General features: G+C 43.4%; 27 protein-coding genes and 1 other annotated feature. Of the genes, 7 read left to right on the forward strand and 20 right to left on the reverse strand.

Annotated features, from left to right (window positions below; genetic code table 11):
• From IGK61_RS10270 to dnaX, 13 genes are all read right to left on the reverse strand, one after another.
• Window positions 1-657, reverse strand: a complete 657-nt coding sequence (locus IGK61_RS10270; RefSeq protein ID WP_438844824.1) for a DNA alkylation repair protein — start codon at window positions 655-657, stop codon at window positions 1-3.
• Between the two features lie 19 nt (window positions 658-676).
• Window positions 677-1,801 carry a DNA polymerase IV gene (gene dinB / locus IGK61_RS10275; RefSeq protein WP_005229832.1) on the reverse strand — a complete coding sequence of 375 codons (1,125 nt, stop codon included), beginning with the start codon at window positions 1,799-1,801 and terminating at the stop codon, window positions 677-679.
• 150 nt (window positions 1,802-1,951) lie between these two features.
• On the reverse strand, window positions 1,952-2,293 hold the full coding sequence (locus tag IGK61_RS10280) for a P-II family nitrogen regulator (protein ID WP_074535175.1): 342 nt from the start codon (window positions 2,291-2,293) through the stop codon (window positions 1,952-1,954).
• A 16-nt stretch (window positions 2,294-2,309) separates the two neighbouring features.
• On the reverse strand, window positions 2,310-3,527 hold the full coding sequence (locus tag IGK61_RS10285) for an ammonium transporter (protein WP_074535174.1): 1,218 nt from the start codon (window positions 3,525-3,527) through the stop codon (window positions 2,310-2,312).
• Window positions 3,528-3,698: 171 nt separating this feature from the next.
• Window positions 3,699-4,559, reverse strand: a complete 861-nt coding sequence (gene rsmI / locus IGK61_RS10290) for a 16S rRNA (cytidine(1402)-2'-O)-methyltransferase (protein ID WP_005229825.1) — start codon at window positions 4,557-4,559, stop codon at window positions 3,699-3,701.
• Between the two features lie 70 nt (window positions 4,560-4,629).
• Entirely contained in the window at window positions 4,630-4,977 is a 348-nt protein-coding gene (locus IGK61_RS10295; RefSeq protein WP_026008088.1) for a DNA replication initiation control protein YabA, read from the reverse strand.
• Between the two features lie 19 nt (window positions 4,978-4,996).
• The gene (locus IGK61_RS10300; RefSeq protein WP_005229821.1) at window positions 4,997-5,797 is read right to left on the reverse strand and encodes a PSP1 domain-containing protein; all 801 of its coding nucleotides are present in this window, start codon (window positions 5,795-5,797) and stop codon (window positions 4,997-4,999) included.
• A 29-nt stretch (window positions 5,798-5,826) separates the two neighbouring features.
• On the reverse strand, window positions 5,827-6,759 hold the full coding sequence (gene holB / locus IGK61_RS10305; protein WP_005231923.1) for a DNA polymerase III subunit delta': 933 nt from the start codon (window positions 6,757-6,759) through the stop codon (window positions 5,827-5,829).
• A 14-nt stretch (window positions 6,760-6,773) separates the two neighbouring features.
• Window positions 6,774-7,103: a cyclic-di-AMP receptor gene (locus tag IGK61_RS10310; RefSeq protein ID WP_005229817.1), complete on the reverse strand. Its 330-nt coding sequence runs from the start codon at window positions 7,101-7,103 to the stop codon at window positions 6,774-6,776.
• Window positions 7,104-7,135: 32 nt separating this feature from the next.
• Window positions 7,136-7,783: a dTMP kinase gene (gene tmk, locus IGK61_RS10315; protein WP_005229815.1), complete on the reverse strand. Its 648-nt coding sequence runs from the start codon at window positions 7,781-7,783 to the stop codon at window positions 7,136-7,138.
• 20 nt (window positions 7,784-7,803) lie between these two features.
• Complete coding sequence (gene recR / locus IGK61_RS10320; protein WP_005229813.1) at window positions 7,804-8,400, reverse strand: recombination mediator RecR; 597 nt, start codon at window positions 8,398-8,400, stop codon at window positions 7,804-7,806.
• 14 nt (window positions 8,401-8,414) lie between these two features.
• A complete protein-coding gene (locus IGK61_RS10325; protein WP_005229811.1) occupies window positions 8,415-8,729 on the reverse strand; it encodes a YbaB/EbfC family nucleoid-associated protein in 315 nt (104 codons plus the stop codon).
• A gap of 20 nt (window positions 8,730-8,749) precedes the next feature.
• Window positions 8,750-10,471 carry a DNA polymerase III subunit gamma/tau gene (gene dnaX, locus IGK61_RS10330; RefSeq protein ID WP_074535173.1) on the reverse strand — a complete coding sequence of 574 codons (1,722 nt, stop codon included), beginning with the start codon at window positions 10,469-10,471 and terminating at the stop codon, window positions 8,750-8,752.
• A gap of 283 nt (window positions 10,472-10,754) precedes the next feature.
• Between dnaX and IGK61_RS10335 the strand changes: the two genes are divergently transcribed.
• From IGK61_RS10335 to IGK61_RS10345, 3 genes are read left to right on the forward strand one after another with little or no spacing between them, the layout of a single operon-like run.
• On the forward strand, window positions 10,755-11,984 hold the full coding sequence (locus IGK61_RS10335) for an SPFH domain-containing protein (RefSeq protein ID WP_074535172.1): 1,230 nt from the start codon (window positions 10,755-10,757) through the stop codon (window positions 11,982-11,984).
• 16 nt (window positions 11,985-12,000) lie between these two features.
• Window positions 12,001-13,122 (forward strand): ATP-binding protein, encoded by a 1,122-nt coding sequence (locus IGK61_RS10340; RefSeq protein ID WP_074535171.1) that lies wholly within the window; start codon window positions 12,001-12,003, stop codon window positions 13,120-13,122.
• Window positions 13,119-13,943 carry a TPM domain-containing protein gene (locus tag IGK61_RS10345; RefSeq protein WP_074535170.1) on the forward strand — a complete coding sequence of 275 codons (825 nt, stop codon included), beginning with the start codon at window positions 13,119-13,121 and terminating at the stop codon, window positions 13,941-13,943. Before IGK61_RS10340 ends, IGK61_RS10345 begins: the two co-directional genes overlap by 4 nt.
• Window positions 13,944-14,143: 200 nt before the next feature.
• On the opposite strand, the gene IGK61_RS10350 is transcribed toward IGK61_RS10345, so the two are convergent.
• Window positions 14,144-15,112, reverse strand: coding sequence for a pyridoxal-phosphate dependent enzyme (locus tag IGK61_RS10350; protein ID WP_074535169.1), 969 nt, complete (start codon window positions 15,110-15,112; stop codon window positions 14,144-14,146).
• Window positions 15,113-15,322: 210 nt separating this feature from the next.
• On the opposite strand from IGK61_RS10350, the gene IGK61_RS10355 reads away from it, so the two are divergent.
• Window positions 15,323-16,342: a branched-chain amino acid aminotransferase gene (locus IGK61_RS10355; RefSeq protein ID WP_005229799.1), complete on the forward strand. Its 1,020-nt coding sequence runs from the start codon at window positions 15,323-15,325 to the stop codon at window positions 16,340-16,342.
• 148 nt (window positions 16,343-16,490) lie between these two features.
• Window positions 16,491-16,664 carry a hypothetical protein gene (locus IGK61_RS10360; RefSeq protein ID WP_005231922.1) on the forward strand — a complete coding sequence of 58 codons (174 nt, stop codon included), beginning with the start codon at window positions 16,491-16,493 and terminating at the stop codon, window positions 16,662-16,664.
• Window positions 16,665-16,782: 118 nt separating this feature from the next.
• On the opposite strand, the gene rplL is transcribed toward IGK61_RS10360, so the two are convergent.
• The 4 genes from rplL to rplK all read right to left on the reverse strand — a co-directional run bounded on the left by rplL (window position 16,783) and on the right by rplK (window position 19,184).
• Complete coding sequence (gene rplL, locus IGK61_RS10365; RefSeq protein WP_003127081.1) at window positions 16,783-17,154, reverse strand: 50S ribosomal protein L7/L12; 372 nt, start codon at window positions 17,152-17,154, stop codon at window positions 16,783-16,785.
• A 61-nt stretch (window positions 17,155-17,215) separates the two neighbouring features.
• Window positions 17,216-17,716 (reverse strand): 50S ribosomal protein L10, encoded by a 501-nt coding sequence (rplJ, locus tag IGK61_RS10370; protein ID WP_016610861.1) that lies wholly within the window; start codon window positions 17,714-17,716, stop codon window positions 17,216-17,218.
• Window positions 17,717-17,781: 65 nt separating this feature from the next.
• Window positions 17,782-17,908 (reverse strand) — a sequence feature (ribosomal protein L10 leader region).
• A 63-nt stretch (window positions 17,909-17,971) separates the two neighbouring features.
• The gene (rplA, locus tag IGK61_RS10375; RefSeq protein ID WP_005229790.1) at window positions 17,972-18,661 is read right to left on the reverse strand and encodes a 50S ribosomal protein L1; all 690 of its coding nucleotides are present in this window, start codon (window positions 18,659-18,661) and stop codon (window positions 17,972-17,974) included.
• 100 nt (window positions 18,662-18,761) lie between these two features.
• Entirely contained in the window at window positions 18,762-19,184 is a 423-nt protein-coding gene (gene rplK / locus IGK61_RS10380; protein ID WP_005229787.1) for a 50S ribosomal protein L11, read from the reverse strand.
• Window positions 19,185-19,502: 318 nt separating this feature from the next.
• On the opposite strand from rplK, the gene sdaAB reads away from it, so the two are divergent.
• Window positions 19,503-20,168: an L-serine ammonia-lyase, iron-sulfur-dependent subunit beta gene (sdaAB, locus tag IGK61_RS10385; RefSeq protein ID WP_005229781.1), complete on the forward strand. Its 666-nt coding sequence runs from the start codon at window positions 19,503-19,505 to the stop codon at window positions 20,166-20,168.
• 14 nt (window positions 20,169-20,182) lie between these two features.
• On the forward strand, window positions 20,183-21,055 hold the full coding sequence (gene sdaAA, locus IGK61_RS10390) for an L-serine ammonia-lyase, iron-sulfur-dependent, subunit alpha (protein ID WP_010749448.1): 873 nt from the start codon (window positions 20,183-20,185) through the stop codon (window positions 21,053-21,055).
• A gap of 152 nt (window positions 21,056-21,207) precedes the next feature.
• Here the strand turns inward: sdaAA and IGK61_RS10395 are convergent, their stop codons facing one another.
• Window positions 21,208-22,698, reverse strand: coding sequence for a DUF1576 domain-containing protein (locus IGK61_RS10395; protein ID WP_015509956.1), 1,491 nt, complete (start codon window positions 22,696-22,698; stop codon window positions 21,208-21,210).
• Window positions 22,699-22,826: 128 nt separating this feature from the next.
• On the reverse strand, window positions 22,827-23,369 hold the full coding sequence (nusG, locus tag IGK61_RS10400; RefSeq protein WP_005229769.1) for a transcription termination/antitermination protein NusG: 543 nt from the start codon (window positions 23,367-23,369) through the stop codon (window positions 22,827-22,829).
• Window positions 23,370-23,413 lie beyond the last annotated feature (44 nt).

The raw sequence follows: 23,413 nt of genomic DNA on the forward strand, positions 1-23,413 counted from the left end.
TTACAGGTACTTACTTGCTTCACGAATCGTCAAAGGCGCCAGACTTGTTTGATAGCGAAGCAGAAAGTCTTGGACCCACTGAGGATTCGTCTTGCCATAATCTCGTAAGCTCCAGCCAATGGCTTTGTTGATAAAGAATTCAGAACTCCCCAAATTATTGACGAGGACCTCTTCAAGCAGTGGTCGATCCATCTGTTCTTTTTGCAGCAGTTGATGGAGTATTGCCACTCGCCGCAGCCAAAGATTTTCCTCAAGACTCCAGCGAAGCATTTCAGCTTTTAACGCTGGCAGTCGGCGAACTAGTTTTCTGACAACCTCACTTAGGGCGTCCACGCTATCCCACCAAGCTTTTGTTATGACTAGCTGTTCAATTTTTGCCAGATCGATGGCTGCTAGAAACGGCTCCATCACCACTAAATAATCAATCGCAAGGTATTGGTGTTCCCGATAGCTGCTTTGCCAACAATGATCGATAAAGTCCCAATCAACCGTTTTCGTTTGTTTTGCTGCTTTGAAGTTCGCTTTCTCCTGCTGGCGGCGCAACGGCGTAGGAATGCCTAAAAAATCAAACTGATGCCGCATGTAGGCGGCCATTTTTTCACTTCGCTCCTGATTAGCCAATCCTGTCATCGTGTCATATACTTGATAGAGTGTCATTTTGCTCCTCCTCTTCAGCCTACTGCTCGTCAGATAGTTGCCATAAGGGCAGTACGATATTTTCATAGGTCAGTGGATCAAGATTTGTGACGGTGATCCCCAAAAGACGGATGCCTTTTTCCAGACCTAAAATTTCTTCCCAAATCAGACTTGCTTCGGAAAATAACTGTTCTTTTTTATGAACATAGGTTGGCAAGGTCACTCGCTTGGTGATCGTAGAGTAATCACTGTAACGAACTTTCAACACGACCGTCTTGCCATGTTTTTGTGTGCGCTTCAGTGATCTTTCGACTTCTTCTGCGATAGCCCGTAACTGGCTCAATACTTGTTCTTCACTGGTTAATGGATTGCCGTATGTATGCTCTTTTCCAACTGATTTCCGTTCTCTCGTCACACTAACTGGGGAATCATGGATACCTCTAACTTTCCGATACAAGGAATACCCCATTTTGCCAAATTCACGAATCAGCGCCATCTCACTCCAGCCATACAGATCAGCTCCTGTAAAAATACCTAACTCATGCATCCGCGGAACAGTTTTCTTCCCGATCCCGTGAAATTTATCAATGGGTAATTGTTGCAAAAATGCCACTGCCTCATCTGGCATCACCACCGTCAATCCTCGTGGTTTATGATAATCCGAAGACAGTTTTGCCAAGAATTTGTTGTAACTGACTCCTGCCGAACAGGTCAGATGAGTCTCTTGCCAGATGTCTCGTTGAATCAAACGAGCGATCTTAATTGCTGAAGGACAATTGATCTTGTTGACTGTGACATCTAGATACGCTTCATCAATAGAAACTGGTTCGATGATGTCGGTGTACCGATGAAAAATTTCTCTGACTTGCTGGGACACTTCACGATACTTTTGATGATTTCCCGGTTTAAAAATCGCTTGCGGACAAAGCTCATAGGCTTTTTGCGCACTCATTGCCGAGTGGATGCCATATTGTCGTGCCAGATAATTGGCGGTCGTGACCACTCCTCGGCCGCCAGTATCACTTGGGTGACGGGCAATGACGAGGGGATGCTTGGCAAGCTCTGGATCATCCCGTTCTTCCACCGAAGCAAAAAAAGCATCCATATCAATATGAATAATTTTGCGGCTCGTATCATTTTTTAAGGGAAATTGCAGTTCCGACATCGTTGTTCACCTCACTTCTTATTATAAACGAACAGAGGTTCCCTATCAAGCAAGGAATCGAGGGAAGCACGCAAAAAGGACCAACCTTCATTGGTCCTTCCTTCTACATTCACTGCTTTTGCGGCCCTCTTCATGGTCCAAGAAGTTCTACTATAAGGCAGCTTCCCCTCGTTCATTAGTGCGAATCCGAATCGCTTCTTCCAACGGGTAGACGAATATTTTGCCGTCACCGACTTCATCTGTCCGACAGATCGATACAATCAGCTCAATCACCTCATCGACTTTTTCATCTGCTAAAACAAAACGGACATTTACTTTTGGTAAAAGAGTTGTGATCACTTCTTGGCCACGAATAAACTCTTTGAGCCCTTTTTGATTGCCGCAGCCCAGTACTTGACTGACTGTCATGCCGCTGATTAAATCAGACTGGTCCAAAGCGGCCTTTAGTTCTTCTAATTTTTCTTGGCGAATAATCGCTTCAACTTTTTTCATGACTGCTCCTCCACTCTTAAGAGTCTAACCCCATAAAGGTAGGATAGGCCGTTTCGTCATGTTCGATCCGATCCATCCCCACTGCTTCTTCTTGTTGCGATACGCGAATCGGCATTACCCATTTGATCAAAGTGATAATGACAAAGGATAAGATACCTGCAAATAGAATCGTAAATACGATACTTTCGGCTTGTGCGAGAAAAAGATCAACGCCGCCATAGAGCAATCCTGACCGTCCACCCACTGCTGGATCCGCAAAGATCCCCGTCATCAAACCACCGAAGATCCCGCCTACCCCATGGCAGCCAAAGGCATCCAGCGCATCATCTAAGCCTAATCGATGTTTGATGACAGAAATAAAGAAGTAGCAAAACGGACTGACTAAAGCGCCAATGATAAAGGAAGACCAAAGCGAGACAAATCCCGCACCTGGTGTGATGGCAACTAAGCCCACGACGGCTCCAGTACACGCACCAACGACCGTCGGTTTGCCCAACACGATTTTTTCGATCAGCATCCAAGAAAGCATCGCACTGGCTGCTGCCGTATTCGTGGTCATTAGGGCGTGGATCGCTAGACCATCAGCTGCTAACGCAGAGCCAGCATTAAAGCCAAACCAGCCAAACCATAAAAGGCCAGCACCTAGTACAACAAAGGGAATATTATGAGGACGATATTCGGTTTGATGAAATTCTCGCCGCTTACCGACAACGATCGCTAAGACTAACCCACTGATACCCGAACTGATATGAACGACATTGCCTCCTGCAAAATCGATCGAGCCGATCGCATCTAAAAAACCGCCGCCCCATACCATATGTGCCATTGGAAAATACACGAGAACTAGCCAGAAGCCGATAAATAGGAAAATAGCTGAGAAACGCATTCTGCCCACGACAGATCCAGTAATGATCGCCGTTGTGATCAAGGCAAACATCATTTGAAAGGCCGCAAATAACCCTTCAGGAATCCCTTCTCCTTCTGTCATCGAGACATGATTGAAAAAGACTTTATCTAAATTCCCAATAAATGAGCCTGTGCCGCTAAAAGATAAGGTATACCCTAAAGCGACCCATAGCACAGACGCCAAGCCCATCGTACAAATCACCATCATCATGGTATTGAGGATGTTTTTGCGACGTTCCAATCCTCCGTAAAAAAATGCCAATGCTGGAGTCATAAGAAAAACCATGCCGCTACAAATTAAAATAAATGCAATATTCCCTGTGTTCATTTTTGACGCCTCCTTTTCTTTATGTTAGCTATCCTAACATCATATTTTCAAATAATCTAGATTTTTCTGAGAAAATCGTGAATTTTCTGAAAATAGCTAACTGTCGATGTCAGATAATTTAACACAAGTCCGAAAAAAGACAAAAAAATACCGAGAGAATTCTCGGTATGATTACGTTTCTAATTGATGGTAGGCTTGATAAACAAGCTGTTTCTTCACTTGATTGCGTTTAGCCACTTCTTTGATGGCTTCTTTTGAGGACAAGTCTGCCTCTTTCATCAAGGCTGCCACCTGTTCAGCATAGCTTCCTTCATAAACGACTTCAGGGATTTCAGAAGCGCCTTCCACTAATAGACAGCATTCCCCTTTGATTGGTTGTTGGTCGAGGTATTCAATCAATTCTGAAAAGGTCCCTCGCAAGTATTCTTCGTGGATTTTCGTCAATTCACGGCAGATAACTGCTTGACGTTCTCCCAATACCTCTTTCATCGTTTCGATCGTCGCTGCGATTCGATACGGTGACTCATAAAAAATCATCGTAGCTTCTTGGCTTGCCAATTCACTTAACGCTTGCTTTTGTTCTTTTTTCTTACGAGGTAAAAAGCCATAAAAAAGATTCGGCTGCGGTGATAAGCCAGAAGCGATCAGCGCGGTCAAACCAGCCGTAGGTCCTGGGAGCGCAATCACTGCGATTCCTTCGACCAAGCACGCCTTGACTAATTCATGACCTGGATCACTAATGGAGGGCATACCAGCATCACTGCATTGGGCAATAGTCTTGCCCATTTGCAGCTGTTCTATCAGCTGTGGCACCCGTTCTTTATAATTGTGTTCATGTAAGCTTTTTTGCGGTGTCGCAATCTCAAAATGATTTAACAATTTCTGGGTATTTCGAGTATCTTCACTTGCGATCAGGTCCGCTTCTTTTAAAATTTTGACACATCGGAACGTCATATCTTCCAAGTTACCGATCGGTGTTGGAACAAGATACAGTTTTCCAGTGTCATGTTTATAACTTTGCTGCTTTTGCATGTACTGCTCCTTTCGAAAAAAAGACCAGCAGAAACTGATCTTTTTTCTAACGAACCGCTTCGTCTGTCAGCTATTTGCCGCTTTCACGATAGATCACTTCTAGACAAAACGCACAAGGTTCGTCATGTTCTCTGCGAGAACCGTATAAGTCATAACAAACATGAAATCCTTCTTCGTAAATCTTTTCTAAATTCATCCGTGATTTAGAAAGCTCTTGTTTGACCGATTCAGCGGGTGCATCTGCCACTTGGTTCAACTCACGAATGTGTTCACGTAAGCGTTGATTTTCCAATTCTAATGTCGTATTTTTTTCGACGATTTCTTGCAAAGACTGCTTCATTTCCGCTAGATTATTCAAGGAATTTTGCAACTCCACTTCTAACTGATTCAATCCGTCATATATTGATCGTTTGTCCATGCTCATTATGGTCACCTACTTATTTTGTCACTAGTTCTTCATAATCATACTCGATTGGTGTTTGCCGATCATGCAAACGGACTTTGATCACTCGGCTCAACAGATCCAGCCCAACCACACGTCCTTTGCCATCTGGCGTTTCAACTTCCTTGCCGCGATCCGGCAATTCTTTTTTTGCACGCTCATACTCTTCACTTTCGTACTTAAGACAACACATCAAACGACCACATAACCCTGAAATTTTTGCAGGATTTAAGGAGAGTCCTTGATCCTTAGCCATCTTGATGGACACTGGGATAAAATCGCCTAAAAACGTCGCACAGCATAGTTTGCGACCGCAGGGTCCAACTCCGCCTAGCGCCTTTGCTTCATCCCTGACACCAATTTGGCGCAGTTCGATCCGTGTATGAAATTCACTTGCCAAGTCTTTGACCAACTCACGAAAATCAACGCGGCTTTCTGCCGTGAACGAAAAAATCAGTTTTGTGCGCTCAAAGGTATATGCCACCCGAATCAGCTTCATTGGCAGCTGGTGTGCTCGGATTTTTTCTTTCCCAATTTTCAACGCTTCGTCTGCTGCTTTTTGATTGGCGGCAGCTTGCTCCAAATCTTTTTTCGTCGCTCGACGCAGGATCGGTTTGACTGCTTGAGGCAAATCGCTCTCATTCATTTTTCTGCTTTTGGTAACCACCGTGGCAAGACATTTGGCATCTTGTGATTCCACGATGACTTGTTCATTTATGGTATAGGTCTGTTTTTTTGGTGTGTAAAAATAAATCTGGCCTACGTCATGATAACGCACTCCGACAACTTCGATCATCTCTGGTCTCCTTTTCCGGCTGCTGCGTTTTATCCATAGATGATTTTCACGGAAAATTGTTCTGCCACTCCTTGGAAAGACACATTGGCTTGCAATTTTTTTTGTGCTTGCAATGCGGCTTCAATGGCACGATTGATCTCTTTTCCCCATAAACCTTGTGCCAACAATCGATCTCGTTCCTCTTGAAAGTAAAATAACAAGAGCAAAAAGATTTCTGATTGCTGATTTTTTTCTTTTGCTAGACCCAATAATTTTTTCTGAACAAAAATAAATGCTTGCGGGTCTTTCTTCAAAAGGTAATTCACCCAACGCTTAACAGCATCCTTAGTTTCATTAAACCATTCATCCTGCGAGATTTCAACTGCTTTATGATAACTATTAGTCAAGTGGCTCAGAAGTCGACTCGTCTCTTTGGAAAGTCCTTCTTCTTGCAGCTTCTCCTGTAGTTTTTCTTTTGACAGCGGCGAAAAATGAATGATCTGACAGCGAGACTGAATCGTCGGCAAAATACGTCCTAAACTCTCGGTTTCTAAAATCGCCAAAAAGTTTCCCACCGGTTCTTCTAAAAACTTTAATAGGCTGTTGGCAGCGCTGTTGTTCATTTTGTCTGCTTGAGACAAAATAAAGATTTTCAGACGACTTTCAAAGCCGCTTTTTGAGAACTCCTCTTGCAGCTGCCGAATCTGGTCGACTTTGATCATCTGCCCATCCGGCTCGATTTGGATGACGTCAGGATGCTCTCCTTGGGCGATCCGCAGACAATTGCTGCATGTGCCGCACGGGGCTTCTTCTTGCACATTGGTACAAAAAAGGCGTTTTGCGAGCCACAGACTTAATTCGTGCTTGCCAGTCCCCTTGTCCCCTTCAAAAAGATAAGCATGAGCAATGCGCCCATGCTTGATACTTTTTTTTAGTTGGGCAAAAACAAGAGGCTGATATTCTTGTAGAAATAACTCCTCCATGAAAAGCTCCTTTTTTAATATTGATGGAATCCGTCAACCGGTAGCACGAACACAGTTGCTCCGCCGACTTCGACTTCGACTGGATAAGGAACTTGACCGTCTAAGGAAATGTCTAAAGACATCGGTGTCGAGACATATTGTTTTCTTGATTGACAGGTTTTTTTGATCAATTCTAATGCATCTTGTACCCGATCGTCTTCAATACCAATGATAAACGTACTGTTGCCAGCCTTTAAAAACCCACCCGTTGAGGACAATTTTGTAGCACGGATATTGGCATCAATAAACTCATTTGCCAAACGATTACTGTCTTTGTCTTGTACGATTGCCATAATTAATTTCATGGGACCATCTCCTTTGTGTTATCCAACCTACTCTAGATTGACTTGAAGTAAGCAGGATACGATTCAACGATTGCTGAATAGCTGGATTCAACAACTTCTTGTAACCCCATTCTAGCATCAATCTTATGAATGCGTACAGGATTTTCTTCCGCCAGCTTAAGATACGCATGACGAACCCGTTGGTGAAACTCCAATCCTTCCGAATCTAAGCGGTCATATTGATGTGCGCGGTTTTCTTGGATGCGACGCAAGCCAGTATCAGAGTCAACATCTAGATACAAGGTAAAATCAGGCGTCGTTCCTTCCGTCGCAAACTCGTTGATCCGTGCGATCTCAGGAATCCCGATGCGGCGTCCAGCTCCTTGATAGGCAAGCGAACTGTCAACAAAGCGGTCACAAATCACGATGTGTCCAGCATTTAATGCCGGCAGGACAACCTCAATCAAGTGTTGGCGGCGGGCCGCTGCATAAAGTAAGGCTTCCGTCCGCTCATCCATTTCTTCATTTCGCGGATCTAAAATAATTTTACGAATCTTTTCAGCGATTTTAACTCCGCCAGGTTCTCTTGTTTTCACGATTTTTCTTGTTGCTTCAAGCTGTAACCGAGGATACAACTCTTCGATCACACTGGTTTTTCCAGCACCATCCGGTCCTTCGATGGTTATAAACAATCCATTCACCCTAATTGCCTCCAATATCTTTATAATTCTCGGCGACCTTCTACTGCTTTTAGCAAGGTCACTTCATCCGCGTATTCAATATCGCTGCCCACAGATAAGCCATGAGCCAAACGCGTGACTTTAATACCAGCAGGCTTGATCAAACGTGACATATACATCGCCGTTGCTTCACCTTCCGTGGTCGCATTGGTCGCAATAATCACTTCTTTGACCTGATCATCATGCAGCCGCTGTATCAGCGATGCAATGTTGATATCTTCTGGACCTGTCCCTTCCATCGGGGATAACACGCCATGCAGCACATGATAAAGTCCATGATACTCCCGGACTTTTTCTAGTGCCATGACATCTTTAGGCTCTTCAACCACTAAAATCGTTTCTTTGTCTCTTGTTGGATCACTACAGATCTCACAAGGATCTTCTTCAGTTATATTTCCGCAAATACTGCAAAAGTGCAAATCTCGTTTGACACTAAGCAACGATTTGGCAAACTCATTGACGACTTCTTCTTTCATATCGATCGTATAAAATGCCAAACGTGTCGCGGTTTTTTGTCCGATTCCCGGCAGTTTCATGTAACTGTCGATCAATCGGGCGATCGGTTCAGGATATTGCACCGTCATTTCTCCTTTTATAGACCCGGAATGTTTCTTGTGTATTTGCCCATCGTTTGTTCCGATTCTTTTTCAATTTTCTTCAATCCGTCATTGACAGCTAAAATGATCATATCTTGCAGCATTTCCACATCGTCAGCATCAACGATCGCTTCATTGATAGTAATGTCTTGTAACGTCTTATCGCCAGTAAAGGTCGCTTTGACATAGCCATTTGTCGATTCGCCGATAAATTGTTTGCTGTTCAGCGCTTCTTGTTCTTTCATCATTTCTTTTTGCATTTTTTGCATTTGTTTCATCATGCCTTGCATATTTCCCATGCCTCGCATCATTATCAATCACTCCATTTTCATTAATTTTCTTCAATGCTGGTTAATTCACCAAATAACTCTTGCGCTTTTGTTACTAAGTCGTCATTTTCAGGTTCGACAGGAGCGGCTTCGGTCTCTTCTTGGTCTACTTCAATTTCCGTATCTGCCGTTGCTTGACCGCCGGCCAAAAACTCTTGCCGTAGTGCTGGCCAACTTTCTTTTGTGATAAAGACAGCCTGGGGGGCGTAGTCTTTGATCATGCGAGACAATTGATTATGGATCATCAATTGAAACTCTTGGTCGTTACTTGCTCGCTGGCATAAGATCTCATAGTCAAAAGCGATCACGACGCCCGATTCGCTGGCAGCTTTTGCTTCACTGGAATGCAGCATCGCTCTTTGCGTCACGGAAAGAGACATCAAAAGATCGTCCCAAACATTGCGAACGTTTGCCAAGTCTTTCTTCGTTGCACTTTTCAGTACTTGGAACACGCGTTCCTTTGGTAAACGGAACGTAGTGGTCGCCTTGGCTTTCTTCACTGGCGCAGTGGTTTCCGCAACGGCACCTGCCGGTCGATTCTCCTGCAGTCGTTGCACCTCTGCCTGAAGTTTTTGCAATGCTTGCCGTAACTGCGCCACTTCTTGACTATTATCAGCTGAATTGCTAGCAACAGCAGCACTTTCTGGATCATTGGCTAATTTGACCACAGCCACTTCCAAATAAATCGTAGGATTGTTCGTAAATCGTACTTCATTTTGCGTATCGTTTAAGACCGTGATCCAGTGATAGATTTTTGCTGGCGGGGTATTTTTTGCCAGTGTTTGAAACGCTTCAGTCAACTGCAGCGACTTTTCAGATAGCAGCTGCGGCGCTTGTTGATACATCAGCAAGTCTCGACAATAAACCAACAAGTTTTCCAATAAACGTCGGGCTTCTTTACCAGAGTCTAATAACTCCCGCAAGGTCGCTAACGCATCGGCAACTTCTTTTTCCCCGCAAGCCTGCATCAGACGGTCCATCATTTCATAGGACAAGCTGCCCGTCACTTCAAGAGCATCTTGGGTCGTTACGGTTCCATCACTAAAAGCGATCGCCTGGTCGGTGATACTCAAGGCATCCCGCATACCGCCTTCTGCGGCTCGCGCAATGATCTGTAAAGCTTCTGCTTCATAATTGATCTCACTAGTAGTAAGGACCGTTTCTAAATGACCCACGATATCTTGCGTATTGATCCGTTTGAAATCAAAGCGTTGGGTTCGGGAAATGATCGTTGCTGGAATCTTATGGGGCTCTGTTGTTGCCAAAATAAAGACAACATTTTTCCGTGGTTCTTCCAATGTTTTTAGTAAAGCGTTGAATGCGCCTGTTGACAACATGTGCACTTCATCAATGATATAAACTTTGTATTCAGCTTGAGTCGGTGCATAGTTCGCACGATCACGAATAAAGCGAATTTCTTCTACACCGTTGTTGCTTGCCGCATCGATTTCGATCACGTCTTCTTGCGTCCCTGCTGTGATTGAGCGACACATGTCGCACTCATTGCAAGGCTCACCGTTGACCTGGTTCGGACAATTGATGGCTTTGGCAAAAATTTTCGCTGCACTTGTTTTCCCGGTTCCTCGAGGACCCGTAAATAAATAGGCATGCGAGATCTGGTTTTGATCGATTGCATTTTTTAAGGTTTGGGTAATTGCTTTTTGTCCGACAACATCATCAAAACGCTGAGAACGCCAAACACGATATAATGCTTGATAAGCCATAGTTTTCCACACTCATTTCAAAATTCGCTACCTTCTATTATACGTAATATCAGCCAAAAAAACCACCGTTTGCGTGGGGGAATCTCAAAAGAAATGGAAATTTAATCCGCAACCTCCAATTTGTCTCTTTTATTCAAATCCACCTGCGAACGAACCGTTTATTGATGGATTTTGCGAAAAACTCCTCTCCAACTTTAGACTGATAACGTAAATCTCACCTCCTATGGTATAATGAATCTATGTTCATCTATTGTGATGAAAACAATTTAAAGGAGGACTGAAAATGGGTATTATCAAAGCGGCAACAAGCGCAATTGGCGGCGGATTAGCAGATCAATGGCTAGAGGTGATCGAGCCTGACAATATGAGCGATTCGACAGTAATGACAAAAGGTGTCAAAGTGCGGCGTAATGACAAACGCGGTTCCAACAGAAAAGGCACGGAAGATGTCATCACTGATGGCTCAGTGATCCATGTCTATCCGAATATGATGATGTTATTGGTTGATGGCGGGCGAATCATCGATTATACCGCCGAAGAAGGCTACTATACAGTGAAAAACGAATTAGCGCCTTCAATGTTAAACGGTTCATTGAAAGATGCGATTTCTGAAACGTTTGACCGCTTTAAGTTTGGTGGCGTTACACCGCAAAAACAACAAGTTTTTTATATCAATCTACAAGAAATCAAAGGGATTCGCTTCGGTACTTCCTCGCCTTTGAATTATTTTGACAACTTTTACAACGCAGAACTTTTCTTGCGGGCGCACGGAAACTATTCCTTACGAATTACCGATCCAATTTTGTTCTATACGAATGCGATCCCAAAAAACAAAAGTCAAGTCGATATCAACGACATCAACGAGCAGTACTTAGCTGAATTTTTGACCGCCCTACAAACAGCGATCAACAAAATGTCCGCTGATGGCGAACGAATTTCTTACGTTCCATCTAAGAGCATGGAATTAAGCAAATATATGGGAACAGTTCTTGATGACAGCTGGCGAGAACTCCGAGGAATGGAAATCGTTTCGGTTGCCGTCGCAAGCATCTCTTATACGGATGATTCCGTAAAATTGATCAACATGCGGAACCAAGGGGCAATGTTAGGCGACCCTTCGATTCGTGAAGGCTATGTTCAAGGTTCGGTTGCTCGTGGTATGGAATCTGCCGGTAGCAATGCCGCTGGCGCTACGACTGGGTTTGTTGGCATGGGCATGGGGATGAATGCTGGTGGCGGTTATTTGAACCAAGCGTCACAAAACAACCAGCAGCAGATGCAGCAGCAACAGGCACCCGCACAAAACAACGCCGATCATTGGGACTGCCCACAATGCGGCACCTCCAATACTGGTAAATTCTGCAGCAATTGCGGCACGCCAAAACCAACGAGCGATGGACCAAGCCTGAAAATGAAATGCAGCGATTGTGGTGAAGTGATCGATTTAGCCAACGGCATTCCAAAATTCTGTCCGAATTGCGGCAAACCTTTCAAAGGTGTCCCAGTAGACTAATTGAGGAGGATTGCTGATGGATGTTATCACACATAAGTGCCCCAATTGCGGGGGCGCTTTAACTTTTGATCCTGGCGATCAAAAATTTCATTGTCCATTTTGTCTGAGTATTTTTACTGAAGACGAAGTCACTGCCTTTGAAGAAAAGCAAAAAGAAGCGCAAATGGCCGCTGATTCTTCTGTAGATGCCACGGCTGCCTCAGTGACGGAGCCGAGCCTTGAAGAAGAAGTGCAGCAACAAGCCAATGCACAAGCGGGACAGATGGACCTTTTCACCTGCCCCAGCTGCGGTGCTGAAATCGTGACGGATGCAACTACAGCTGCAACCTATTGCTACTTTTGCCATAACCCGGTCGTTTTATCTGGACGGCTTTCGGGAGAATTTTTGCCAAACAAAGTCCTTCCCTTTGCGATCGAAAAAGAAGAAGCAACGCAAAAGTTTTTAGAATGGGCGCAAAAGAAAAAATTCGTCCCACGGGATTTCTTCGACCAAGCACAAGTAGAGAAATTGACTGGCGTATACTTCCCTTATTGGGTCGTCGATGCCGAGATGAACGGCTCCCTTTCAGGAATGGGTACCTCCTTGCGAATTTGGCGAGTGGGTGACATTGAATATACCGAGCATAAACAATACGACGTCTTGCGACGAGGCAAAATCAAAATAAACGAATTACTCAAGCATGCGTTGTCAAAAAATGTTCAGCAAAAAATGGTGACTGGCGTTCAGCCGTTTCCCCTTGAAAAAGCTGTTAATTTTCGCAGTCAGTATTTAGCCGGCTTCCAAGCAGAAAAAAGAGACATTGAATACATTGATCTTTCCGACGAAGTCAAAAACGAATTATCGGGGTATGCTGAAAATCTGCTAGCAGGTACCGTCAATGGCTATACTAGTTTTAAACGCAACAATCGATCCATCAATCTAACAAAAGAAGAAAACAATTACGTTTTGCTTCCTGTATGGCTAGTGACCTATCGAGCCGATGATGAAAACAAGAGTGCCTTTTATTATGCGATGAATGGGCAAACAGGAAAAGTCAGCGGTGTTTTACCGATCAGTTACAAACGCTTGGGAATCGTCAGTGGCGCAATTTTCGCGGCAACGACCATCCTCGCATTGATTGGAGCGTATTTCTTATGAAAAAACTATCTTATTTGTTGCTTCTGCTGGTTGGCTTTTTCTTCACCACCCTGCCCGCCTTTGCAGCCGAAGAGACAGTCGCAGACCACGCTGGACTTTTTACCGAACAAGAGATCCAGAAGTTAAATGAAGAAGCAGAAGCGCTGAATGCGAAGATCAAAGGCGAAGTGTTTATTCAAACAACGAACAGCAACACGGGAGATATCGAGTTGTATACTGATCGGTATCTTTCACGACGGATCGGCAACGACAACAACGGATCCGCTTTGGTGATCGATATGTCGCAACGTAAATTTCACGTTTCGACTTCTGGAAACATGATCGATTACCTCACCGATTCACGTCTAGACAAGCTACTTGATGCGGTATTTGATCAGATGGCAGAGGGAAATTATTATCAAGCGGCATTGGTCTATCTGCAAAAAGCAGAAGGTTTTGTGGAAGCGGGTGTTCCTGCCGATCATTATCGTATCGATCGTGATACCGGAAAAATTACTTATTACAAAGTGATGACGCCACTAGAAATTGCTATTTGCTTAGCGATCGCGGCAGTGATCAGTATCGCCTTTTTCATCATTGTTAAATCCCGTTACCAATTAAAGATGGGTGGCTACAAATTTAACTATCTAGAAAAATCAAGTATTGATCTAACCCAAAAAGAAGATCGCTTAGTCAACTCCTTTGTCACAACCAGACGAATCCCCCGTCCTTCGAATAATGGTGGAGGCGGCGGTGGCGGCGGTTTTTCTGGCGGTGGCGGCGGCAGTACGACCCACTCTTCTGGCGGCGGTACTTTCGGCGGCGGCGGACGCAGTTTCTAATCGTTGAATAGTTGTTTTGAATGTAAAAAAGAGTTCCTTCAAACGGGAACTCTTTTTTTTTACTGCTATTCATACCATGAATCGACAAGATCCTTTAGCTATCGTCACAATGATTTTGACCCTATCGAAGGTAAAGATATAGAGATCCTTTTGATAATTTCAAATGCACCTCATCGATTTTACTTGAGTATGCTTTTTATTCAAATCATTTCCTTAAACACAGAGAAATCAATATTGCCGCCGGAGACCAAAGCCACAGTTTTCTTTCCTCGAAGTAAATGATCGATCTGTCCGCTTAAAATCGCCGCTGTACTTAATGCACCAGCACCTTCTGCAATGACTTTTTCCTTCAAAGCCAAGTAATGGATCGCTTGTTCGATGTCGGATTCTTCAACTAAGACCGTTTCATCGATACGGGTCTTTAAAACATCATAGGTCAGCTCCCCTGCTAAAGCAACATCACAGCCATCGGCAATCGTTCTACTGCGACGATTGGCTACCAGCTTTTGCTGCCAGATCGATGCGATCATACCATAAACGCCATAGGATTGAACGCCGATGATTTTGACTTCTGGACGAAGTTCTTTTAAGGCTAAAGCCATCCCAGCGATCAACCCACCACCGCCGATGGGAATAATGACATTATCAACATCTGGAAGATCCTCTAACAGTTCGATCGCAATCGTTCCTTGCCCCTCCATTACTGCACGATCATCAAAGGGAGAGACAAAAACTTCGCCACTGTCTTTCATGGCGTCTACTGTCAGTTGTTTGGTTTCATCAAACGTCTCTCCTGCTAAAACGACTTGTGCGCCATAGCTTCTTGTCGCCTCTATTTTTGTTTTAGCAGCCGTTAATGGCATAAAGATTCGGACATTGATCCCCAGTAACGATCCGGCCAGAGCAACACCTTGCGCATGATTCCCTGCAGAACAGGCGATGACACCGCGAAGTTTTTCTGCATCAGTCAATGAAGCGAGCTTGTTATACGCCCCCCGTGCTTTAAAGGAGCCGGTACGCTGTAGATTTTCTAATTTCAAAAATATCGCGCCCTCTTTTTCTTTGCCTAAAATATTACTTGGTGCAAGTGGTGTATGGATCATGATTGGTTTCAATCGTCGATACGCAGCAGCGATCCCCAGACTGTCCGTCAACACTTCCTCAATCACAAACGTTCCCCCTTTTTTGTTTTTTTATACTCTCATTGAAGCACAGAACTTATAGAAAAACAAACTGGGGAACTCGTACAAGCAAATAGCACTTCCCTATCCTTTACACGTCAATGTCACCAACTATTCTTACAGAAGAATTTTCAGAAAATAATGACATTTCTTTTCTGAAGTGCTATACTTAGAAAAATTAAAAAAGGGTGTGAACGAATGACAATCGATTGGTCAAATTTAGGGTTTTCTTATATCAAGACGCCATGGCGTTTTTTGGCAACATGGAAAGACGGTTCTTGGAATGAAGGCGAACTTACCGAGGATAATTATCTGCATATCCACGAGGGATCAACCGCTCTTCATTATGGACAGCAATGTTTTGAAGGACTAAAAGCCTACCGAAGAAAAGATGGCGGCATCAATTTGTTCCGTCCAGACGAAAATAGCAAACGGATGAATCGCAGTGCCTATCGCCTGCGCATGCCAGAGGTTCCTGAGGACTTTTTCTTAGATGCGGTAAAACAAGTAGTAAAAGCAAATCAGGAATATGTTCCGCCTTATGGCAGCGGCGCCACCTTGTATATTCGTCCTCTATTGATTGGGGTCGGAGAAAACATCGGTGTCAGTCCAGCACCAGAGTATATTTTTACGGTTTTTTGTATGCCTGTCGGTCCTTACTTTAAGGGCGGATTGACACCGACCAATTTCATTGTTTCTGATTATGATCGCGCTGCACCAAATGGTACTGGCGCAGCCAAAGTTGGTGGAAATTATGCTGCGAGTCTGTTGCCTGGATACGAAGCCCATCAGCGGAAATTTTCCGACTGCATCTATCTGGATCCAGAAACGCATACCAAAATCGAAGAAGTCGGTTCTGCTAACTTTTTCGGAATCACGGCTGACAATGAATTTGTGACACCAAAATCTCCTTCTATTTTGCCAAGTATCACAAAATATTCATTGCTGCATCTAGCGCAACACTCATTAGGATTGACCCCTGTTGAAGGCGATGTTTATCTTAATGAGCTGGATCGGTTTGTCGAAGCGGGTGCCTGCGGAACAGCTGCTGTTATCTCCCCAATCGGCGGGATCCAAAACGGTGAGGATTTTCATGTGTTCTATAGTGAAACGGAAGTTGGTCCACAAACAAAAGCATTGTATGATCAATTGACCGGCATTCAATTTGGAGATATTGCGGCCCCAACAGGTTGGATCTTTGATGTCCCATTGAAATAGCCACACCCATAGACCATCATAAAACGAACGGTCCACTGTGATCGTTCGTTTTATTCTCTTTCCGCCAACCAATTCCTTTCCATCAGGAGAGAATTGATTGCCACAACTCTTTCGACTTGTTACAATCATAGCAAAGGGAGGCGTAATGATGGGTAAACGACTCGGCTATTCTTTGCTTGCAACAGCATTGTATTTGGTGGTTTCCAATATCGGTAATCTCGTTTTTGGTATCAACCGCAGCTTTAGCTGGACCACAACATTGTGGGAAGCATTTTTCTTTTTTATTTTTGTGTTTCTATTCCAACAATTCCGAAAAAAATAAGCAGTGATCCTCGCTAGTAAGAAACGGGGATCGCTGCTTATTCCTTTTGCAGGAATTTCATGTACTAAAAAAAAAGCGCCAAATCCCTTCATACAAAAGGATTTGACACTAAGAAAAATTATTTAACTGTTACTGAAGCGCCAACTTCTTCTAAAGCTGCTTTCAATGCTTCAGCTTCGTCTTTAGAGATGCCTTCTTTAACTGCTGAAGGAGCTCCGTCAACGACTGCTTTCGCTTCTTTCAAGCCTAAGCCAGTTGCTTCACGAACTGCTTTGATAACTTTAACTTTTTGATCGCCAGCTGCAGTCAATTCTACAGTGAATTCAGTTTGTTCTTCAGCAGCACCAGCATCGCCAGCTCCACCAGCTACAGCTACAGGAGCTGCAGCAGATACGCCAAATTCTTCTTCGATAGCTTTAATTAAATCGTTTAATTCTAAGATTGTCGCGCCTTTTAGCTCTTCGACAATGTTTTCAATGTTCAATGCCATTTTGTTTTCCTCCATTTAAGTAAGTAGTTTAGTTTTTTAATACTGAAAAATCATGCGGCAATTATGCTGCATCTTCTTCTTTTTCTGCCACTGCTTTGACAGCGTAAGCCACGTTGCGGATAGGTGCTTGTAGCACAGATAGCAACATAGAAAGAAGTCCTTCGCGGTTTGGCAATTTCGCCAATGCAGTAATTTCTTCCAATGAAGAAACTTTGCCTTCGATGATACCGCCTTTGATTTCTAAAGCTTTTGCGTCTTTTGCGAAATCGTTAATGATTTTTGCAGGTGCAACAACGTCTTCGTTACTGAATGCTACGGCAGTAGGACCAGTGAATACTTCACCTAAACCTTCTAGACCAGCTTTTTCAGCAGCACGAGAAAGAATTGAGTTTTTGATAACTTTCATCTCAACGTTTGCATCACGCAATTGTTTACGTAAGCGAGTTACTTCATCAACAGTTAGTCCACGGTAGTCAACAACGACTACAGATGCGGCTGCAGAGAATTTTTCACTCACTTCATCAACGATCGCGGATTTTTTAGCGATAGCTGCTTCACTCATTTATATTTCACCTCCTGATTTTGATGGAAGAGTTTCTTCGAAACGAACGGTTCCTATGTCTTAAAAAAAGACAATAAAAAACTCTATGCCACCGTAGACATAGAGGGACTATTGAAGGTTCTCAATAAACGTCCTCGGTAGGAAATTAAGGCAAATGCCACCTACTGTCTTCGGTACAGTTAAACTTTTAACCTTGACTACCTTACCATAGATAAGGCAGTCAAGTCAATAAAAGTTTTAAATTTTTGTATTAAATTAGAAAGAAGCTTGTTCTACATGGATCCCAGGTCCAAATGTTGTTGTAACTGAGATATTTTTCATGTATTGACCTTTTGCTGCTGAAGGTTTAGCTTTCAACAATGTTTCATGGATTGTTTTGAAGTTTTCGATTAATTTGTCATCTTCAAATGAAACTTTTCCGATTGGTACGTGGATGTTTCCAGCTTTGTCAACACGGTAAGTTACTTTACCAGCTTTAACTTCGTTAACTGCTTTTGTTACGTCCATTGTTACTGTACCAGTTTTAGGGTTAGGCATCAAACCTTTAGGGCCTAACACACGACCTAATTTACCAACAGTAGCCATCATGTCAGGCGTTGCAACAACAACGTCAAAATCGAACCAGCCACCTTGGATTTTTTGAACCATATCGTCGTCACCAACGAAATCAGCACCAGCTGCTTCTGCTTCTTTGGCTTTATCGCCTTTAGCAAAAACTAAAACTGTTTGTGTTTTACCAGTACCGTTTGGTAATACAACCGCGCCACGGATTTGTTGATCCGCTTTTTTAGGGTCTACGTTTAATTTGTAAGCAACTTCAACCGTTGCGTCGAATTTTGCAATATTTGTTTCTTTTGCCAAAGCTACTGCTTCTTCAACTGAATAAGCTTTTGTAGCATCAACTTTTTTCAATGCTTCTTGCATTTTTTTGCTTTTTTTAGCCATTTTGTTTCCTCCTTGATGTGGTTATAACGGTAGAACCTCCCACGTGTCCCATATTTTTCAATATGAAGCCGACTGAGAAGCTACTTCCTTAGGGCTGTAATTATTCTACAGTGATCCCCATGCTTCGTGCAGTTCCTTCAACCATGCGCATTGCTGCTTCAACGTCAGCTGCGTTTAGGTCTTCCATTTTCAATTCAGCGATTTCTTTTACTTGATCGCGTGAAACTTTTGCAACTTTTGTTTTGTTTGGTTCGCCTGAACCTTTTTCAACGTTTGCTGCTTTTTTCAACAATACTGCTGCTGGTGGTGTTTTTGTAACGAAAGTAAATGAGCGGTCTTCGTATACAGAGATCACTACTGGAATGATCAAACCTGCTTGATCAGCTGTACGAGCATTGAATTCTTTAGTGAATCCCATGATGTTGATACCCGCTTGACCTAGCGCAGGACCTACCGGTGGAGCTGGTGTTGCTTTACCTGCAGGAATTTGCAATTTAACGATTTTTTCTACTTTTTTTGCCACGAGACATACCTCCTTGAGTCCGTGATGTGGTTAATTGGAGATCCAAATTTCTCCTCCCACTTTGGTGATTCATGTGCACACACAAAAAACGTGTGACGAAAGCACACTGGAATATTATAGCATCTTTAAGGAATAATTCAAGGTTTTTCAGCTGATTTTTTTGAAAAAATACTCACCATCGCTTTTCGTCATTCCTTTGATAAAAAAATAAATAAAAATCCCTTGCTTTTGGTCTGCTTTTTTCATTCTCTCATTTTTTTATGCTACACTACTACTGGAATTCTTCCCTATTCGTTTACTACTATCGAGGTGAAAAAAATGGAACAATTAAAATACCGCAGTGTATTTGATATAATCGGTCCCATCATGGTGGGTCCCAGCAGTTCTCATACAGCCGGTGCGGCTCGGATCGGAAAAATCGTTCGCAGTATTTTTGGCGAACAGCCAGACAGTGTTGATATCCTTTTGTATGAATCGTTTGCCAAAACCTATCGCGGTCATGGAACCGATATTGCGTTAGTTGGCGGTCTTTTAGGCATGGAGCCAGATGATGCTCGCCTAGCAGACTCTTTAAAAATCGCTTATGAGAAAGGGATCGAAGTCCTATTCGTTCCTAAAAAAGAAAAAGCGGAACATCCAAATATGGTCAAGATGATTTTGACAAAAGGTAGCCACAAACTTTCTGTCACTGGTATCTCGATCGGTGGTGGTAATATTCAAATTTCAGAGCTTAACGGCTTCAAAATTTCTCTGACGCTGGGTACGCCAACTTATGTGATCGTTCATCAAGATGTTCCAGGAATGATTGCAAAAGTAACCAATTTACTATCAGAGGCTCAAATCAATATCGGTACGATGACCGTAACAAGAGAAGCTGTCGGTGATAAAGCAATCATGATCATCGAAGTCGATCAGCGCAATGATCAGCTGGCGCAACAAATCAAAGTTTTGCCACACGTTTACAGCGCTGCGTATTTTGATTAAAGGAGAAAAGGCACATGTTCTATACAATAGAAGAATTAGTAACAGAGAGTAAAAATTATCCTTCCGTTGCAGAGATGATGATTGCGATCGAAGCTGAAAATACTGGCCGTAGTCGCGAACAGATCCTTGCAATCATGGAAAAGAATTTAGTTGTTATGGAACAATCAGTCGCTGAAGGTGTCGCTGGTGTAAAATCGGTGACGGGATTGACCGGCGGCGATGCGACACGCATGAACGACTACCTTGCTGCCGGTGATTTTTTAAGCGGAGAAACCATTCTACAAGCGGTCCAAAATGCCATTGCAGTCAACGAAGTCAATGCGAAAATGGGCTTGATCTGTGCAACACCGACCGCCGGTAGTGCGGGTGTTGTTTCTGGTGTCTTGATGGCCGTACGTGAACGTTTGGCACTGACTCGAGCGCAACAAGTCGACTTTTTGTTTACAGCCGGCGCCTTTGGTCTAGTGATTGCCAACAATGCCTCGATTTCTGGAGCCGAAGGCGGTTGTCAAGCGGAGATCGGTTCTGCTAGCGCAATGGCAGCGGCAGCTTTGGTTTGTGCAAAAGGTGGCACCCCTCACCAAGCGGCTCAAGCGGTGGCGATCACCCTCAAAAATATGATGGGCTTGATTTGTGACCCTGTCGCGGGCTTAGTCGAAGTCCCATGCGTGAAGCGCAATGCCCTGGGATCTTCCCAAGCCTTTATCTCTGCCGACATGGCACTGGCAGGAATCGAAAGTGTTATCCCACCTGATGAAGTGGTCTTAGCGATGTATCAAGTCGGTCGCCAAATGCCTAGCATTTTCAAGGAAACGGCTGAAGGCGGTCTAGCCATGACACCGACTGCCCAACGCTTGCAGGCAGAAATCTTAGAAGCCAATCGTTGATTTTTTTAGAAACGAACACGAATAAAAACCAACCAAGAACAACCAATCGTTGCTTGTTCTTGGTTGGTTTTCATTTTCCCATGATTTCCAGCGACGAAAAGACAAGTAATCCACACTTGTTAAACAAGTAACAAACGACATTGGCGGTTTTTCTACTCCCACTCGCCTAACCTATAGTGTTTCTTTTGGGCAACGGGTTTTAATACCTTCACAGGCTCGGAAAATTTAGGTTTCCCTTCTGTTTGATCCAACGTGACCAATGGCTGCTCGCTTTCTTGTGCTTTCAAGTCCATTTGTGGTTTTTCTTCCTGGGTAGCTTGTGCCTGATCGGCTGATTTTTGCCAGAGCTGTTTGCTGAGATCCAATAAGGGAATGATCATCATGGCGACGAGCCCGCCAGAAAAACCATTGTTATACAGATTCAAACCTCCATGTAAGAAATCAATATTCAGTACCATTGAGGCGTGGACAAAACCGACCACCAAGCCGCCTTTCCAGCCATAGGCATTCGTTACTGCACAGAGCATCATCGCAAAAATCGCTGACGTGACTGTAACCGTCTCGTTGATGGTGTATACGCTCAATAGATTGGCGATCGTCACCCCTGCCAATAAAGGCAGCGAGTTAAACACATGAGAGCCACAAGCAGAAAAGCCGATGACACAAAAGATCGCACCGATAACTGGTCCATTTAAAACCGCTCCAATACTGACAACGTAAGCCACTAACAAGAATGTCATTAACCCCATATTGATCATCGTATTATAAACGCCAGTATCCCTTAAAATATCTCGCTCGATTTTGCCACTATGCGACCAAATCGCTCGCATATTCAATCGTTTTTTCTTGATCGCCATCAACAAGCCATAGCCGACGAATACCCCTCCTAAAACCAGCATCATAAAAATCAATCGAGGTTGCTGCTCTTGAGATACTAATGTTCTTAGCTCGATCGTCAAGCCAAACATTCGGCAGATGGCAGCGACCAGTGTACATAGCATCCCTGAAGTAAATCCCGCACTGTATAGACTGACGCTTTGAAACAGCGCTTGAAAGTATAAGGCCATAGGAACCATCAAAAAACCGGTGAAGATCCCAATGCCATACCCCATCACTAGACTAAAGTATGGTGGTAAGGAATCATTGAAAGCAAAATAGCTGACGATTGGGGAAACCGATGACCCATAGAGGGCGATCAACAGAAATTTTTTCAATGGTTCGTTCATAAAATACGAATACAGTCGAACGCCTAAAAATATTGGGATAAAATTAAGGAGATTTTTTCCAAAAAAACCATAGCCAGTCACCATGAAGATCGCAGAGACTGCACCGCCCGTGATCGGTACCCGATAGTGATAGCAAATCGAGATCGCTACAAAGGTCATCAGACTGCTATTTAACAAAGCCGTCCCTACCGAGGTCATGGCAATATAATCGGTGACTAAATGACTTTCCGAAAACAAAATCAACTTGAGCTCTTCGATTGCCACCATTGGATCAAAAAACAACATAGCAAAGAAAAATAGCAGCAAATTGAAAAGAAATAACAAGCTATATCCATTATGTACAGAGATCATCCCTTTACCATGGGGATGAAAATCATTGTGAAACTTTACTCTAAAAAAAGTGACTAGTTTTGACATAGGACCCCTTCCTCTTATAAAGCGCTTACTTATTTTGAGAAAAAAAGTGGGCCAACGAATTGGTCCACTTTATTCTCATTACTGTTATTTTACCGTAAAAGAGTCATTCTTGCTAGTGAATCCAGTAGTTAAATCTTATCTACTTGCTCAAAATCAAGTTCTGTACTCGTTTCACGACCGAACATATCGATGTTCACTTTTAGTTTTTGTTTTTCTTCATCGATTTCTGCTACTTGTCCTTCTAGACCAGAAAACGCACCTTCGATGATTTTGACGGTTTCGCCAATTTCTACTTCCAGTTCAACTGTCCGAGTGCTCATACCGATCGAACGTAAAATTGAATTGATTTCTTCTTGTAATAAAGGCGCTGGCTTGCTTCCTGCACCATGGGAACCAACGAAACCTGTTACCCCAGGAGTATTACGTACAACGTACCAAGATTCATCCGTCATGACCATTTCAACTAATACATAGCCAGGAAATGTTTTATGAACGATTTCTTTGGTTTTGCCGTTTTTTTCTTCTGTTTCTACTTCTTCGGGAACGACGACACGGAAAATATAATCACCCATACCCATGCTTTGTGCACGTGACTCTAGGTTCGCTTTTACTTTGTTTTCATAGCCAGAATACGTATGCAGTACATACCAATTTTTTTCAAAAGATTCCATTTTTTTCGGACTCCCCATCTTTTTGTAAAATAAAAAAACCTCAG

It is taken from the genome of Enterococcus sp. AZ063 (assembly GCF_051715045.1).
GTDB lineage: Bacteria > Bacillota > Bacilli > Lactobacillales > Enterococcaceae > Enterococcus_D > Enterococcus_D casseliflavus.

What these genes read in the sequence shown, in the direction of transcription:
- IGK61_RS10270 (WP_438844824.1), bottom strand. Translation starts at nt 657, where the DNA reads ATGACACTCTATCAAGTATATGACACGATGACAGGATTGGCTAATCAG.
- dinB (WP_005229832.1), bottom strand. Translation starts at nt 1,801, where the DNA reads ATGTCGGAACTGCAATTTCCCTTAAAAAATGATACGAGCCGCAAAATT.
- IGK61_RS10280 (WP_074535175.1), bottom strand. Translation starts at nt 2,293, where the DNA reads ATGAAAAAAGTTGAAGCGATTATTCGCCAAGAAAAATTAGAAGAACTA.
- IGK61_RS10285 (WP_074535174.1), bottom strand. Translation starts at nt 3,527, where the DNA reads ATGAACACAGGGAATATTGCATTTATTTTAATTTGTAGCGGCATGGTT.
- rsmI (WP_005229825.1), bottom strand. Translation starts at nt 4,559, where the DNA reads ATGCAAAAGCAGCAAAGTTATAAACATGACACTGGAAAACTGTATCTT.
- IGK61_RS10295 (WP_026008088.1), bottom strand. Translation starts at nt 4,977, where the DNA reads ATGGACAAACGATCAATATATGACGGATTGAATCAGTTAGAAGTGGAG.
- IGK61_RS10300 (WP_005229821.1), bottom strand. Translation starts at nt 5,797, where the DNA reads ATGATCGAAGTTGTCGGAGTGCGTTATCATGACGTAGGCCAGATTTAT.
- holB (WP_005231923.1), bottom strand. Translation starts at nt 6,759, where the DNA reads ATGGAGGAGTTATTTCTACAAGAATATCAGCCTCTTGTTTTTGCCCAA.
- IGK61_RS10310 (WP_005229817.1), bottom strand. Translation starts at nt 7,103, where the DNA reads ATGAAATTAATTATGGCAATCGTACAAGACAAAGACAGTAATCGTTTG.
- IGK61_RS10325 (WP_005229811.1), bottom strand. Translation starts at nt 8,729, where the DNA reads ATGATGCGAGGCATGGGAAATATGCAAGGCATGATGAAACAAATGCAA.
- dnaX (WP_074535173.1), bottom strand. Translation starts at nt 10,471, where the DNA reads ATGGCTTATCAAGCATTATATCGTGTTTGGCGTTCTCAGCGTTTTGAT.
- IGK61_RS10335 (WP_074535172.1), top strand. Translation starts at nt 10,755, where the DNA reads ATGGGTATTATCAAAGCGGCAACAAGCGCAATTGGCGGCGGATTAGCA.
- IGK61_RS10340 (WP_074535171.1), top strand. Translation starts at nt 12,001, where the DNA reads ATGGATGTTATCACACATAAGTGCCCCAATTGCGGGGGCGCTTTAACT.
- IGK61_RS10345 (WP_074535170.1), top strand. Translation starts at nt 13,119, where the DNA reads ATGAAAAAACTATCTTATTTGTTGCTTCTGCTGGTTGGCTTTTTCTTC.
- IGK61_RS10355 (WP_005229799.1), top strand. Translation starts at nt 15,323, where the DNA reads ATGACAATCGATTGGTCAAATTTAGGGTTTTCTTATATCAAGACGCCA.
- IGK61_RS10360 (WP_005231922.1), top strand. Translation starts at nt 16,491, where the DNA reads ATGGGTAAACGACTCGGCTATTCTTTGCTTGCAACAGCATTGTATTTG.
- rplL (WP_003127081.1), bottom strand. Translation starts at nt 17,154, where the DNA reads ATGGCATTGAACATTGAAAACATTGTCGAAGAGCTAAAAGGCGCGACA.
- rplJ (WP_016610861.1), bottom strand. Translation starts at nt 17,716, where the DNA reads ATGAGTGAAGCAGCTATCGCTAAAAAATCCGCGATCGTTGATGAAGTG.
- rplA (WP_005229790.1), bottom strand. Translation starts at nt 18,661, where the DNA reads ATGGCTAAAAAAAGCAAAAAAATGCAAGAAGCATTGAAAAAAGTTGAT.
- sdaAB (WP_005229781.1), top strand. Translation starts at nt 19,503, where the DNA reads ATGGAACAATTAAAATACCGCAGTGTATTTGATATAATCGGTCCCATC.
- sdaAA (WP_010749448.1), top strand. Translation starts at nt 20,183, where the DNA reads ATGTTCTATACAATAGAAGAATTAGTAACAGAGAGTAAAAATTATCCT.
- IGK61_RS10395 (WP_015509956.1), bottom strand. Translation starts at nt 22,698, where the DNA reads ATGTCAAAACTAGTCACTTTTTTTAGAGTAAAGTTTCACAATGATTTT.
- nusG (WP_005229769.1), bottom strand. Translation starts at nt 23,369, where the DNA reads ATGGAATCTTTTGAAAAAAATTGGTATGTACTGCATACGTATTCTGGC.